This window comes from Polyangium spumosum (assembly GCF_009649845.1).
Classification (GTDB): Bacteria; Myxococcota_A; Polyangia; order Polyangiales; family Polyangiaceae; genus Polyangium; species Polyangium spumosum.
Map to the genome: position 1 here is coordinate 36,981 of NZ_WJIE01000022.1, position 12,823 is coordinate 49,803.

The following is a 12,823-nucleotide window of genomic DNA, read 5'->3' on the forward strand; positions in this document are numbered from 1 at the left end:
GCAACAGCCATGGCGGCAAAGAAGCGCGCACGCGCGCTGGCCGCCCCTCCGCGGTTTTGTTACATGAGCGGCGCCATGCCTCGTTACGCCATCACGACGTTCGGTTGCCAGATGAACGTCCACGACTCCGAGCGGATGCACGAGGTCCTCCGGCGCGCCGGGTACACGGAATCGGAGGACCCCAAGGCCGCGGACGTGGTCGTCCTGAACACCTGCAGCGTCCGGGAGAAGGCCGAGCAGAAGCTCCTCAGCGAGGTCGGCCGCCTCGCGAAGTGGAAGCAGAAGCACCCCGAGATGGTCCTCGTGGTGGCCGGGTGCGTGGCCCAGCAGGAGGGCGAGCGCCTGCTCGGCCGCAGCCAGGGCATCGACCTCGTGCTCGGTCCCGACAACATCCCCGAGCTGCCGCGCCTGCTCGACGACATCGGCCTCGGCGCCCCGCCGCTCGTGCGGACGGTGTTCGACCTGGAAGCGCCGCGCTTCCTGACTGCGCTGTCCGTGGCTTCGAAAACGCCCACGGCGTACGTGACCATCATGAAGGGCTGCAACGAGCGTTGCTCCTTCTGCATCGTGCCGTATACGCGTGGCCCCGAGCGGTATCGGCCGAGCGCGGAGATCGTCGCGGAGATCGCGGGCCTCGTTGAGGCGGGCGTGCGCGAGGTGACGCTGCTCGGGCAGACGGTGAACAGCTACCGCGATCCGAGTGAGGCCCTGCCGCGCGCTCCGGGCGCCTCGCCCGACGATCCGGACGAGAGCGAGTTCGCCGCGCTGCTGCGCCGCATCGCGGCCGAGGTCCCTGGCCTCGCGAGGCTCCGGTACACGAGCCCGCACCCGCGGCACCTCACGCCGTCGCTCCTCGAGGCGCACGCGGATCTCGGGGTCCTCGCCCGCCACGTGCACATGCCCGTGCAGTCGGGCAGCGATCGGATCCTCAAGCGCATGATCCGGCGCTACACGCGCGCCGAGTACGTGGCGCGGGTCGGCTCGCTCGTCGCGCGGCTGCCCGATCTCTCGCTCTCGACCGACATCATCGTGGGCTTCCCGGGCGAGACCGAGGACGACTTCGCGGCGACGCTCTCGCTCGTGCGGGAGGTGGGCTTCCGTGGATTGTTTGGGTTCAAATATTCGCAGCGGCCCTACACGCCGGCCCGCAAGCTCGCGGACGACGTGCCCGAGGCGGAGAAGAGCGAGCGGCTCGCGCGGCTCTTCGAGGTGAGCGAGGAGCTGCTCGGGGCCCACCTGCAAAAGCTCGTCGGCAGCCGCCAGCGCGTGCTCGTGGAGGGCGCGGGCAAAGAGGGCACGAACGCGTGGTCGGGCCGCACCGAGCGCAACGAGATCGTGCACGTCGCCGGGGCCGAGGGGCTCGATCTGCGCGGCGAGATCGTCGAGGTCGTGATCACGCGCGCGAACAAGCACTCGCTGCAGGCCGAGCTCTCGGAGGAGGCGCGCGCCGCTGCGAAGCCGCTGCCGTCCGCGCCCGCGGCGCCGCCGCCGAAGCCCCGCGTCGCGGGGGAGCGGCGATCGCTTCCGATCGTGCCTGTCGGGGGAGGGTAAGCGCGTGGCGCTCGTCCTTCCTTACGGCGACCACGCGCCGCGGCTCGGGCGGGGCGTCTTCCTCGCGCCGAACGTGACGCTCGTGGGTGACGTCGAGCTCGGCGACGAGGCGAGCGTGTGGTTCGGTGCCGTCGTGCGCGGCGACATCGGCCCGATCCGCATCGGCGCGCGCACGAACGTGCAGGACCTCGCCTGCCTGCACCTCACGGACGGCGTCTCCAAGACGACGATCGGCGCGGACGTCACAATCGGCCACGGCGCGATCCTGCACGGTTGCACGGTCGAGGATGGCTGCCTCATCGGCATGGGCAGCATCGTGCTCGACAACGCGGTGATCGGCGCGGGCTCGGTCATCGCCGCCGGCGCGCTCGTGCCGCCGCGCATGGTGATCCCGCCGCGATCGATGGTGAAGGGCAGCCCCGCGAAGGTCGTCCGCGAGGTGACCGACGAGGAGGCGATGCTCGGCCTCGCCGGGGCGGCGCACTACGTCGTGAATGCGCGGCGGTATCGCGGGATCTGCGGCGACTAGCGCCGAGAAACTTCCAAAGACCGGAGGATCGCCGCTACGATTGCGGCCGTCGTCCGTGCAGAAATCCACCCTTCTCCTCGTCCTGGGCATCAGCTCCACGGTCGCCGCGGGCCTCGGGCTCGGCGCCTATCGATACGGGCCACGTTCTCCCGTCGTGGAGGGCCTGTTCCTCGGCGAGCAACGTGTGCCCGACGAGGGCTCGCCCGCCTCGTGGCTCGCGCGTCGTCAGCTCGACGCGCTCGGCTGGGAGGCGCGTTTCCATCATGACGGCGAGGTCGTCGAGACCTCGCTCGGCGCGATCGGCGTCGAGATCGACGTGCAGGCCTCGCTCGATCGGGCTGGCGAGGTCGGGCATACGGGCTCGCTCTCGCGGCGCGTGAAGGAGGCGAGCCTCGCGCGGCAGGGGCAGGTCTTCGTGCCGCTCTCGTTCTGGATCGACGAGCCGAAGGCGCGGCGCTTCCTCGAGTCGATCGCGCCGCGTTTCGTGGTCGCGCCCGTCGACGCGGCGCTCGACCTCGAGAACAAGCGCAAGATCGAGGACGTCCCTGGCCGCGAGCTCGACATCGACGCCTCGCTCGCCGAGATGCGCGCGGCGAAGTTCGAGGACGGCGTCGTGGTCCGCCTGGTCACGCGCCGCGTGCCGGCGAAGGTGACGGCGCTCGATCTCGCGAACGTCGACGTGACGAAGGTCGTCTCCTCGTTCGAGACCTCCTTCTCGCTTTTTGGCTCGGGCGCGGGGCGCGCGGTCAACATCCGCAACGCTGCGAGCAAGATCGACGGCGTCGTCTTGCCGCCCGGGGCCATGATCTCCTTCAACGACCGCGTCGGGCCTCGCACGCGGGAGAACGGTTTTACCTTGGCGCCCGAGATCCAGGGCGACGAGCTCACCGACGGCATCGGCGGCGGCACCTGCCAGCTCTCGTCGACGCTCCACGCCGCGGCCGTTTATGGCGGGCTCGAGGTCGTCCAGCGCAAGGGGCACTCGCGCGCCTCCAGCTACACGAAGCTCGGCCTCGACGCGACCGTGAGCTTCCCTCTCGTCGACCTCAAGCTGCAGAACCCGTATCCGTTCCCCATCCTGATCCACGCGTATTCGCCCGAACCCACGAAGATCCGCGTCGAGATCCTCGGCGGCGCGCCGGTCGCGAAGGTCGAGTACGCCTACGGCGTCGGGCAGTCGTACGATTTCGTCCGACGGATCACGGTGAAAGAACATTTCCCGCCCGGGAAACGCGTGCGGCGTCAGAAGGGCGTGCCCGGGTACGACGTCACCTCGACGCTCCGCATTTCGTATGTCGACGGCCGCGTCGAGGAGCGGCGCTGGTACAGCGGTTATCGCCCCTCGCCCGAGGTCTTCTGGGTCGCGCCCGGGTACGACGAGGCGAACCTGCCGCCTTTGCCCGAGCGCGCGAAGGGCGTCGAGGGGCGGCTCGAAGAGGACGAGATTCCTACGGAGACGGCGTCATTTCCTGTGTCGCAGCCGGCGCCGGAGCCGGCACCGGCTCCGTGACGGTCTCCTCCGGGTCCTTGCAGCAGCGGAACCCGATCTCGTAATAGCGGAACATCGGCCCGTGTGAGTCGTTCGTCCCGCGGCAATGGGCCCAGGGTTTGGCCCAGAATCCCCCCTTCAGCGACGAGCGGTATCGCCAGGCCTTGCGTGAGGTCAACACCCACTCCTCCACGTTGCCCACGAGGTCCTTCACGCCGAAGCTCGACGCGCAGCGCGGCCGTGATCCGCTCGTCTCGCCCTGGTAGAGGCGCCACGTCTCGACCTCGCGCACGCGTTTCTCCTCGTGGTTCAGCTTCGCCTCGCTGTAGGGGATGAACTCCTTCGACGCGTTGCACGCGTCCGCGTCGAACGTGTGTCCGTAGGGCCAGGGCAGGGTCTCGGGGCCCTCGCAGGCGAGCTCCCATTCGAATTCGCTGCAGAGGCGCTTGCCCACCGAGGCGCATTTCTTCTCGGCCTCGACGAACCGCATCATCACCTCGGGCCGCTTGCCCTCGCGGTTCGGCCACTCGTGCTCGTCCATGCACACGCGCACCGGCGTGGCGACGGGCTCGAGCGCCAGCATTCCGGGGAGGAACGAATAACAATGCCCCCTTCGCCAGGTGGTGCAGAGGCGCTGCACGTGTTCGTAATGCGTCCCCTCCACGAGCCTCGTGCCCGCGGGACAAACGGCGGGCGGCGGGGCCACGGGCGCGGCGGGCGCGGGCTCGGGCGCGGCGAAGAGCAGGGCGAGGAGCGTTGTGAGCTGCACCGAAGCGGGGCCCATCCTAGCGCAGAAAAACGCGGGCGGGGGCGAGGAGCACGCGCGGCGACGAACCCGGGGCGGCGCGTCCGTCCCCTCGCCGGCCCCGTCCGTCCGGGTTAGGATGCTGCGATGCAACGGATGAGGCTTGGCTTCGTGGGGATCGTCGCGCTCGTGTTCGCGGGGCTCGGGGCTTGTGGCGGCAAGGTCGTGATCGACGCCGAGGGCAACGGCGGCGACGATGGCGTGGGCGGCGCGGGCGCGGGCGGTGCGGGTGGCGTGGGCGCGGGCGAGCCCATGACGACGTCGGTGAGCGTCGGGGGATCCGTGACCTGCAACGGCCCGATCCTCAGCGGCAATGACGACTCCTGCCAGCTCGTGGCCGAGTGCAGCAACGGCAGCACCTTGAACACGGCTTGTTTTCCGACCAGCGACAGCACCGCGTCCTGCAAGTGCAGCGTCGACGGCGTGTCGGTCGGCTCGTGCACGGGCGCGAACTCGTCCGGCGCCCCGGCCTGCTCGGCCACCGAGGGCTGCTGCGCGCAGTTCTTCTTCTAGAACACCGCCTCCACGCGCGCAGGGAGTGTCGCGGGATCCGCGAGCAGATCGCGCCCCATGCGCAGCTCGAAGTGGCGCGCGCCGTTCGTGATCCGCGCGAGCAGGGCGAGGTGCTCCGTTTTTCGGGGCACGTCGTCGATGACCAGGCCGCCGCTCGACGCGACGAGGTTGCCGAGGGCCTCGGCCTTCACGAGCGGCGTGAGCGTGGTCGGCTCATCGGGCTCGATACGCGGGTGCAGGACGAGGCGCGGGGCCGCGGCGGTGGGCAGGGATTGGCCGGGGAAAGCGCCTCTCGGGTCGAGGTCGCGTTTGTCACCGTGCGCCTTCGTGGGGCCTGCGAGGGCGGCGAGGCGCGGGAAGGCGGCGAGCGTCGCGGGGCCCAGGTGGAACGGGCGCGGGAAGGCGCAGAGGCGCGGGCCTGCCGGGCCGTCTTCGAGCAGGAGCGCGTCGTCGCCGAGGAAGCCGTACCCCGCGGACGCGAGCGTGATCGTGGTCGTCGTCTTGCCCGCGCCCGCGCCCCCGACGACGAGCACGGCGTCGCCGTGCGCAGGCCGGACGAGGGCCGCGGCGTGCAGGTGGAAGAGGCCGACGTCGCGCAGGGCGAGCGAGAGCGCGATCTCGAGGGACGCGCGGGCCGAGCCAAAAACGAGCTCCTCGGCGGCGAGCAGAGCCTCGATACGCGCGGCGCCGCGGGGGACGAGGATGCGGCTTTTGCGATCCCAGAGCAGGAACGTCGGCGGCGCGCCCGCGGGCTCGCGGTAGGCCTGCACGACGCCGTGGAAAAACGAGGGGCGGAACCCCTCGGCGGCGGGATCCGAGGCGAAGGGTCCTTCCGCGCGGCGGAGGATGATCTCGATACGCCCGCGGCCTTCGGCGTGTCCGATCCCCTCGGCGAGGCCGAGGGACGTGACGAGATCGGGCGCGCCGTCCTCCGTGGTCCAGGCGAGCGTCGCGCCGTGTAGCGCCGCGGTCTTCATCGGGCGTCAGGCGGGCAGGACGAGGCCGTCTTCGAGCATCTCGCCGAGCACGTTGTCGACGTCGCGCGCCGCGGTCTCGTGATCGACGCGGAAGAGCTTGGTGATCCGCTCGGCGATGGCGCTCGGGCCAGAGGTGGGCTCGGCGAGGGACTTCCAGACGATCACGGCAGATGGGTTCAGCGTGAAATAGAACTTCGTGTCGAGGTGCAAGAGCACGCCCGTGCCGTCGTCGAGCTCGGTGAAGAGCACCTGGGGATTCGGCCTGGGCAGGCGCGGCTCGGTCACGCGGTGGGCTCCTTGGGGGTTGTACAGGGGTAGGCGTACGTCACGACGAGGTCCGGATCCAGCTCTTCGCCGTACGGCGCGCCGTCGAGCTCGACCCACGCGTGCCCCTCGATCTCGCCCGGGCGCGACAGGCCCATCACGAAACGAGCCGCGTGCCCGGCGCGGCGCAGGAGCGAGAAACGCGCGAGCGAGCGGTAGAAGCAGGTGTCGGGCACGAACGGCAAGTGATGGGTGAGCGCGTCCGCCCGCGCGAGCGCCTCGTCGATCACGTCGAGCGGCGCGGGCTCGATCGTGCCTCGCGAGAGGGCGTCGAGCAGCGCGGGCAGGCTCGATCGCCGGGCCCGCGCGGGTAACGACAAGCGCAAGGCGAGCGCGCTCGCGGCGAGGCGCAGGCGCTTTCCGAGGGGCGCGGGCATCAGCGCACGACGGGCAAGACGACCTTCTTCGCCCACGCGCCGCGCCACCGCTCCCGCTGCGCCTCCGGGCCGCGGGCGCCCTCGTCCGTCCAGTGGGGTTTGTCGAAGTGCTTCATGCACCAGTTGCAGGGGAAATGGTCCCACGTGCCGAGCGAGCCCTCGGCCATGGCGGCGAGCTTGGCCGCCTGCGTCTCGTGGATGATGCCGAGCAAGCGGCGGTGCGCCTCGAGCAGGCTCGTCGTCGTGAGGTCGGCGGCGACGTCGCGCGCGGGGCCCTCGCTCGGCACGCCTGCGTGCTGGCAGCAGAGGTTCAGCCGGCCCTCGACGTCGACGTGGAGCAGCTCGCTCTTCATGGGCTCGCAGACGTGGAACGGCTGCTCGCGGTAGAAGCCCTCGGGCATCGTGACCGGCAAGGTGAGCACGGCGGCGAGGCGCTCGACGCGGTGCTGGGCGTTTTGCCAGGCGCGTGGCGGCAGGGCGAGCGCCTCGTCGTGGTGCGTGCCCGTCGCTTGCAGCATGGAGAACGAGGCGCGCGTGGCGCCGAGCTCGGCGGCCATGAGGCCGAAGGCCTCGATCTGGTGCACGTTGCGCGCGTTCAGCACCATCTGGAGCACGAACGGGATGCCGTGCGCGGCGCAGAGGGTGACGGCCTTCATGACGTCGCGGAAGCTGCCTTTGCCGCGGATCGTGTCGTGTGTGGCCTCGTCGGCGCCGTCGAGGCTCAGGTTGACGGCGGTGAGCCGCGCGCGCCGCGCCGGGTCGTCGTGCACGAGGCCGAGGAGCTGCTCGAAGCGCCTGCCGTTCGTGACGACGTGCCAGGTGAAGTCGTGCTCCACGATCGCGTCGAGCACGCCCTCGAGCTCGGGGTGCAGCGTGGGTTCGCCGCCGGTGAGCGCGACCTGCTTGGTGCTGTAGAGCCGCCGCGCCTCGCCGAGGACCTTGCGGATCGTCGCGAGTGAGAGGTCCTTCGGCTTCTGGCCGGGATCACGCAGGCAATGCTGGCAGTCGAGCTGGCAGCGGTCCGTGAGGTGAAAGGCGATCCACGTGACGGCCATGGCGGGATGGGGACTCCGGGGCGGGCGCGGGGGGCGCCTACCCCATGATGGTGACGCCGGTCATGGCCGGGCCCATCGGCGTGAAGAGCGTCGCGCGGGCCACGGAGCGCTTCTTCGTGAGGCGCGGCGGCTCGTAGGGCTTGCGCGTGTCCTCGGCCTCGGCGCCCTGCGTGAGCTGCTCGCCTTCGAGCTCGGCGCTCCTGTCTTTGATGTCGGCCATACGCGTCGTTCTCCTCCTGCCAGCGTACCACAACGGGAGCGCCGAGACTTCGTTGCGTCCGCGCGTCGCGCCATTCAGGCCCGGAGCGGCGCGAGCAGGGCGTGCGGGTAGGGGCCCTCCTCGAAGAGCGCGACCTCGTAGCCGGCCTCGAACGCGGCGCGTGGGATCTCGTCGGGCGAGAGATACGAGAAGAATCCACCATCCGGGAAGAACTGGTCCCCCGGCTCGCTGCGGCCGGGCGCGCCCATCGTCGTGAAGGCGCGCCGGAGCGCGTCGCGCAGGCGGCCCTTGGTCTCGGTCTTCGCCTCGGTGTCGTGTCGGAGCTGGAAGCTCGTGAGCACGACGGCGCGTGGCGCGAGCGTGCGGACGGCGCGGAGGAGGCCGAGGCGCGCGGAGGCGGGCAGGACGTGCGAGAGGCTGCCCCAGCCGAGGATGACGGCGTCGAAGGAGGGAGGCTCGGCGAGCGAGGCGAGCGCGCCGCCGCGGCCTTCGGAGGCGGCGACGAGGTCGTCGTAGGAGCCGAGGAGGATCTTTGCTCGGCGATTCTGGACGAGCGCACGAGCGCTCTCGACGAAGTCGACGCAGGGGTCGAAGGCGGTGACGGAGTAGCCACGATCGAGCAGGGCGACGACCTCGCGACCCGCGCCGGCGGCGCCGACGAGGACGCGGCCTTCACGAGGAAAGGCGGGGGCGTCGAGGGCGCGCTTCTCCCAGGTGAAGAGGCCACTCTCGAAGCGATGTCCGCCGGGGAGGTAGGTGCGCTGGCGGGCGTAAAGCGCGGCGGTGAGGGCGGCGCGATCGGTTTCGGGGATCCAGGCGAGGAGGAGCTCGTCGCGTAAGCCTTCCCGCGCGGTGGCGAGGCGGTGCGCGAGGCGATCGGCCGCGAGGAGGGCGCGGACCCAGGAGGGGATGCGGTAGGGCACGGGGGCGTATGGTAGCCGGCGGGGGTGGTGCTCGTGGGTTCGGGTTCGAGCTCTTCGGCCGGTTCGTTCTTGGCTTTCCGGCTCTCCTCGATCACGGGAAAGCGCTTGTCCTGCTGCGCCCCGAGCGCCTCGGTCACGGCCTGGATGTCATTCCCCGCGGGAGCGGTCTCCAGAGGGAGCAGAAATTCGACGATTGTCGTGGGGAGCGTGGGTGGACGTGCGTCAGGGGAGGCTCCTCGTCGTGGGGAGCGAAGGTGGATGGGCGTCAGGAGAGGCTCCTCGTCGTGGGGAGCGTGGGTGGACGTGCGTCAGGGGAGGCTCCTCGTCGTGGGGAGCGGGGGTGGACGGGCGTCCGGGGGCGCTGCTCGTTGTGGGGAGCGGGGGTGGATGGGCGTCCGGGGTGGCTCCTCGTTGTGAGGAGCGGGGGTTGACGGTCGTCGGGGGGCGCTCCTCGGGGTGAGGAGCGTGGGTGGATGGGTGGCGTGGGGCCAGGTGAGGCGTGGGGCCGAACTTTCTTGGCCCCGCTCTGCGGTCGGGTGGCAGAATCACGCCGATGGACGACTGTCTACGGTGCGCGTCGTGCTGAAGCACATGCGTTTGACCCACGTCGGGCCGGTAGATCCGCTGGAGGCCGAGCTCGACGAGCGGTTGAACGTCTTCACAGGTGACAACGGGCTGGGCAAGAGCTTCCTGCTCGACGTGGCGTGGTGGATCCTCACGCGAACCTGGGCAGGCAGACCCGCGATGGGACGTCGGAAGGTGGCCGTTCCCCTGCGTCGTGACGCGCGCAAGGGGATCGTGCAGATGTCTTCACCGTCGATCCATTGGAGTCTGCGCGGGCGCAGAGCCGTCGAGGGGTCTGCGACGATCAAGCCCGGGGCGTCGCCGACGGAGTGGACACGCTCCAAGGGCCGGCCGCCTCTCGTGGGCCTGGTGCTCTATGCCCGCATCGACGGCGGATTCTCGCTCTGGGATCCAGCGCGTAACTACTGGTGGGACGAGGAGCACGAGCGGCCGCCCGCGTATCACTTTACGCGGGAGGAGGTCTGGGACGGCAAGCCGCTCGATGCGCCTGGCAAGATCTGCGAGGGGCTGATCCGCGATTGGCGGGATTGGCAACAGAATTCGTCCTCCAACGAGTTCCGGCTCCTGACCGAACTGCTGGAAATTCTGTCTCCCGAACCGTCGGAGCGCATGCGCCCGGGAGGCCCTCCGCGCGTCCTCGAACCCGATGACGGGCGGCGTATCCCGATGCTCGAGCTCCCCTATGGCGAGGTGCCGCTGATCCACGCTTCGGCGGGGATGCGTCGTGTGCTCGCGCTGGCCTATCTGCTCGTATGGTCGTGGGAGAAGCACCGTGAGGCCAGCGAATCCCGCGGAATCCCACCCGAGACGCGTATGGTGCTGCTGGTGGACGAGGTGGAGGCGCACCTGCATCCACGGTGGCAGCGGGTCATCGTGCCTGCGATCCTGAAGGCCATCGAGCACGTGCAGCGCGACGTGAGCGTGCAGGTGCTGATGACCACGCATTCGCCCATGGTGCTCGCCTCCCTGGAGCCGCACTTCGAGGAGGAGCGCGATCAACTGTTCCGCTTCGCAATGGAAGAAGGACACGTGGAGCTTCATCGCATCGACTGGACGAAGCACGGTGACGCGACCGGCTGGCTCGTGAGCGAGGTCTTCGGGCTGCAAGAGGCTCGCTCTCCCGAAGCGGAGGAGGCCCTCGAGCAGGCGCACACGTTCCTGCTGGGCGAAGGCGCGATGCCTCGCCGCGCGCGCGAGATCCAGCGAAAGCTCGCGGAGCTCCTCCCGTCCACCGATCCATACTGGGCGGTATGGCGCTTCGGATTGCAGCGCATGAAGCTGAAGGTCGAGGGTTCGTGATTCGCGTACGACGTCCTCGCGAACCGAAGGATTTCGACACGCGCTGCCGTAGCGAAGGGAAGAGGTGGCTCAAAGCCAACGCGTCGCGGCTGGATAAGCAGCCGAGGGATTTCTGGAGCCAGTTCGAGCCGGAGCTGCGCAGAGCGTTCAAGTGTCGCTGCGGCTGGCTGGCGATGTGGATCGCGCGCGGCCAGGTCGACCATTACCTCAGCAAACATCATCCCGACCCCACGGTGCGCAAGCAGCAACGAGCGCTCGCCTACGAGTGGCGTAACCTTCGTTATGCCGACGGCGAAGTGAACAACCGGAAGCGAAATCGCGACGCGGAGATCCTCGACCCGCACGAGGTGCGTGATGTCTGGTTCCAGTTGAACAATGCGCTGGAGCTGGAGGTCACCACGGCCTGCCCGAAGAGCAAGCGCGCGAAGGCAGCGTTCACGATCGAGCACCTGGGGCTGGACCGCGGCACGGCCGTGATGCGATTGCGTCAGAGCTTCCTGGCGAGGTACGAGGAGGAGATCGCAAACGGAATGGACGCCGACGCAGCCCTGAAGGTGCTGGAGCGCGACGCGCCCTTGGTGGCTGCGTACGTGCGGTCGAGCTCGTAAACGGCGGACGTAGGCGGTTTCCTGTCGAGGACGCTACACCGCCCCCGGCGGTCCGAACCACGTCGTCAACGCCTCCCCGAGCCCCACCTGCATTCGGTCTCCCACCCAGGCCACATATCCATCCGGCCGAACCAGGACCGCGCCAGGCGCAGCGACCGCCCCGATCACCGGAAGCTCCCAACCACCCTCGTATCTCGCGTCGACCCGCCGAACACGATCCGCCCACGGAGCGACGTCGAAACTGCCGGGCTCGCCGAAGTTCAGCAGCACCGGCCGCGCATCGTGCAGCAGCGTGAACACCCGCCGCGGGCCGTCGGCGGTCAGCACGTCGAGATCCGGCATCCGGCGCCCGAGCAGCGGGTGTCCCTCGCCCAGGTTGTAATGAATGCCCAGGCCGGACATCTCCGCGGCCCATCGCTTGCGAGGCTCCTCCATGCGGAGCAGCTCCGACACGTGGTCGCCCAGCGCCTTCGTGCGGTCGTCCGTGCGGCGAAGCGCCATTTGCGCCATCGTGTTTTGAAGCGCGCGCGCGGCGACCGGGTGCCGCTCGGCGTGATAGGTGTCGAGCAGGCTCTCCGGCGACCTCCGCTCGATCACCTGCGCCAGCTTCCACCCCAGGTTCACCGCGTCCTGCACGCCGAGGTTGAGCCCCTGTCCGCCCACGGGCGGATGCACGTGCGCCGCGTCCCCGGCCAGCAAAACCCGCCTGTCGCGGTAGGTCGCGGCCTGCCGCGTCATGTCGGTGAATCGCGAGATCCAGGTGGGGCTGTGGATGCCGAAATCGGTCCCGTAGACGGCGATCAATGCTTCCCGGACGTCCTGCAGGGTCGGTTCGCCGGCGGGGGCGACCCGCGGTTCGGTCAGCACCACCCGCGCGCGTTTCCCGTCCTCCATTTTGCCGATCGCATGGGTGCCCACGGCGTCGTTGCGGAAGCCCCAGGCCGGCTCGTCGGCCATCTCGGCCTCGGCGATGAGCCAGCTCGTCGTCGGATCCCAGCCGGGGAACTCGATGCCGGCCGCCTTGCGGACCAGGCTGCGTCCGCCGTCGCAGCCGACGAGCCATTGCGCGCGTAACGATTGTCCGTCGGACAGCGCGACGTCGACGCCGGTGTCGTCCTGCACGAAGCCCGTCACCTCGCGTCCGCGGTACATCGGCACCGAGAGCTCGGCGACCCAGCCGGCCAGGATGCGCTCGATATGGTTCTGCCACAACGCGAGCACGTAGTTGTGCCGGGTGGGAAAGTCGCTGATGTCCAGGGGGATGTGGAAATGCACGACCTTGTGCAACTGTCCCTGCGAGACGAACCGATCGGCGATTCCGCGCTGATCGAGGACCTCGATCGTGCGCGCGTGTAGACCCCCCGCGCGTGAGCCGACGAGGTCCTGGCTCGTGCGCCGCTCGACGATGGCGACGTCGACGCCCGCCAGCGAGAGCTCACCCGCCAGCATCAGCCCCGTCGGACCTCCTCCGGCGATCACCACCGCATGGCCGGTCATTGCACGCCTCCGGTCGGTTCACGCCCGTCCGTCGATACCATTGCGCTCATATCGTCCTCCCATGGCCCCGT

General features: G+C 69.8%; 14 protein-coding genes. 6 read left to right on the forward strand and 8 right to left on the reverse strand.

The features are described from left to right. Nucleotides 1–75 precede the first annotated feature (75 nt). Genes miaB through GF068_RS39125 form a run of 3 tightly spaced genes read left to right on the forward strand, consistent with a single transcriptional unit; the run spans nt 76 to nt 3,590 of the window. Entirely contained in the window at nt 76–1,551 is a 1,476-nt protein-coding gene (miaB, locus tag GF068_RS39115) for a tRNA (N6-isopentenyl adenosine(37)-C2)-methylthiotransferase MiaB (protein ID WP_153824662.1), read from the forward strand. A 4-nt stretch (nt 1,552–1,555) separates the two neighbouring features. After that, a complete protein-coding gene (locus tag GF068_RS39120) occupies nt 1,556–2,080 on the forward strand; it encodes a gamma carbonic anhydrase family protein (RefSeq protein WP_338046752.1) in 525 nt (174 codons plus the stop codon). Between the two features lie 55 nt (nt 2,081–2,135). Further along, the gene (locus tag GF068_RS39125; RefSeq protein ID WP_170319944.1) at nt 2,136–3,590 is read left to right on the forward strand and encodes a VanW family protein; all 1,455 of its coding nucleotides are present in this window, start codon (nt 2,136–2,138) and stop codon (nt 3,588–3,590) included. Here GF068_RS39125 and GF068_RS39130 read toward each other — a convergent pair. Then, nucleotides 3,529–4,338, reverse strand: a complete 810-nt coding sequence (locus GF068_RS39130; RefSeq protein WP_338046753.1) for a formylglycine-generating enzyme family protein — start codon at nt 4,336–4,338, stop codon at nt 3,529–3,531. The genes GF068_RS39125 and GF068_RS39130 overlap by 62 nt on opposite strands. Nucleotides 4,339–4,461: 123 nt before the next feature. On the opposite strand from GF068_RS39130, the gene GF068_RS39135 reads away from it, so the two are divergent. Then, nucleotides 4,462–4,887, forward strand: a complete 426-nt coding sequence (locus GF068_RS39135; RefSeq protein WP_153824666.1) for a hypothetical protein — start codon at nt 4,462–4,464, stop codon at nt 4,885–4,887. Here GF068_RS39135 and GF068_RS39140 read toward each other — a convergent pair. From GF068_RS39140 to GF068_RS39165, 6 genes are all read right to left on the reverse strand, one after another. Continuing rightward, complete coding sequence (locus tag GF068_RS39140; protein WP_153824667.1) at nt 4,884–5,864, reverse strand: phosphoenolpyruvate carboxykinase (ATP); 981 nt, start codon at nt 5,862–5,864, stop codon at nt 4,884–4,886. The two genes, GF068_RS39135 and GF068_RS39140, sit on opposite strands and share 4 nt — an antisense overlap. 6 nt (nt 5,865–5,870) lie before the next feature. Then, a complete protein-coding gene (locus GF068_RS39145) occupies nt 5,871–6,149 on the reverse strand; it encodes a PqqD family peptide modification chaperone (protein WP_170319945.1) in 279 nt (92 codons plus the stop codon). Further along, a complete protein-coding gene (locus GF068_RS39150) occupies nt 6,146–6,565 on the reverse strand; it encodes a lasso peptide biosynthesis B2 protein (protein ID WP_153824669.1) in 420 nt (139 codons plus the stop codon). The genes GF068_RS39145 and GF068_RS39150 overlap by 4 nt, the downstream gene beginning before the upstream one ends. Beyond that, nucleotides 6,565–7,620, reverse strand: a complete 1,056-nt coding sequence (locus tag GF068_RS39155) for a radical SAM protein (protein WP_153824670.1) — start codon at nt 7,618–7,620, stop codon at nt 6,565–6,567. Before GF068_RS39155 ends, GF068_RS39150 begins: the two co-directional genes overlap by 1 nt. Nucleotides 7,621–7,657: 37 nt before the next feature. Next, the gene (locus tag GF068_RS39160; RefSeq protein ID WP_153824671.1) at nt 7,658–7,840 is read right to left on the reverse strand and encodes a hypothetical protein; all 183 of its coding nucleotides are present in this window, start codon (nt 7,838–7,840) and stop codon (nt 7,658–7,660) included. Between the two features lie 74 nt (nt 7,841–7,914). After that, entirely contained in the window at nt 7,915–8,763 is an 849-nt protein-coding gene (locus GF068_RS39165; protein ID WP_153824672.1) for a class I SAM-dependent methyltransferase, read from the reverse strand. Nucleotides 8,764–9,354: 591 nt separating this feature from the next. Here GF068_RS39165 and GF068_RS39170 point away from each other — a divergent pair. Together GF068_RS39170 and GF068_RS39175 are read left to right on the forward strand one after the other, a co-directional pair. After that, the gene (locus GF068_RS39170; protein WP_170319946.1) at nt 9,355–10,647 is read left to right on the forward strand and encodes an AAA family ATPase; all 1,293 of its coding nucleotides are present in this window, start codon (nt 9,355–9,357) and stop codon (nt 10,645–10,647) included. Beyond that, a complete protein-coding gene (locus tag GF068_RS39175) occupies nt 10,599–11,255 on the forward strand; it encodes a hypothetical protein (protein WP_153824674.1) in 657 nt (218 codons plus the stop codon). Before GF068_RS39170 ends, GF068_RS39175 begins: the two co-directional genes overlap by 49 nt. 33 nt (nt 11,256–11,288) lie before the next feature. Here GF068_RS39175 and GF068_RS39180 read toward each other — a convergent pair whose 3' ends face one another. Beyond that, on the reverse strand, nt 11,289–12,752 hold the full coding sequence (locus tag GF068_RS39180) for an FAD-dependent monooxygenase (RefSeq protein ID WP_153824675.1): 1,464 nt from the start codon (nt 12,750–12,752) through the stop codon (nt 11,289–11,291). Nucleotides 12,753–12,823 lie beyond the last annotated feature (71 nt).

Coding starts and splice junctions, on each gene's coding strand:
- miaB (WP_153824662.1), top strand. CDS start 76: ATGCCTCGTTACGCCATCACGACGTTCGGTTGCCAGATGAACGTCCAC.
- GF068_RS39135 (WP_153824666.1), top strand. CDS start 4,462: ATGCAACGGATGAGGCTTGGCTTCGTGGGGATCGTCGCGCTCGTGTTC.
- GF068_RS39140 (WP_153824667.1), bottom strand. CDS start 5,864: ATGAAGACCGCGGCGCTACACGGCGCGACGCTCGCCTGGACCACGGAG.
- GF068_RS39150 (WP_153824669.1), bottom strand. CDS start 6,565: ATGCCCGCGCCCCTCGGAAAGCGCCTGCGCCTCGCCGCGAGCGCGCTC.
- GF068_RS39155 (WP_153824670.1), bottom strand. CDS start 7,620: ATGGCCGTCACGTGGATCGCCTTTCACCTCACGGACCGCTGCCAGCTC.
- GF068_RS39160 (WP_153824671.1), bottom strand. CDS start 7,840: ATGGCCGACATCAAAGACAGGAGCGCCGAGCTCGAAGGCGAGCAGCTC.
- GF068_RS39170 (WP_170319946.1), top strand. CDS start 9,355: ATGCGTTTGACCCACGTCGGGCCGGTAGATCCGCTGGAGGCCGAGCTC.
- GF068_RS39175 (WP_153824674.1), top strand. CDS start 10,599: ATGGCGCTTCGGATTGCAGCGCATGAAGCTGAAGGTCGAGGGTTCGTG.
- GF068_RS39180 (WP_153824675.1), bottom strand. CDS start 12,752: ATGACCGGCCATGCGGTGGTGATCGCCGGAGGAGGTCCGACGGGGCTG.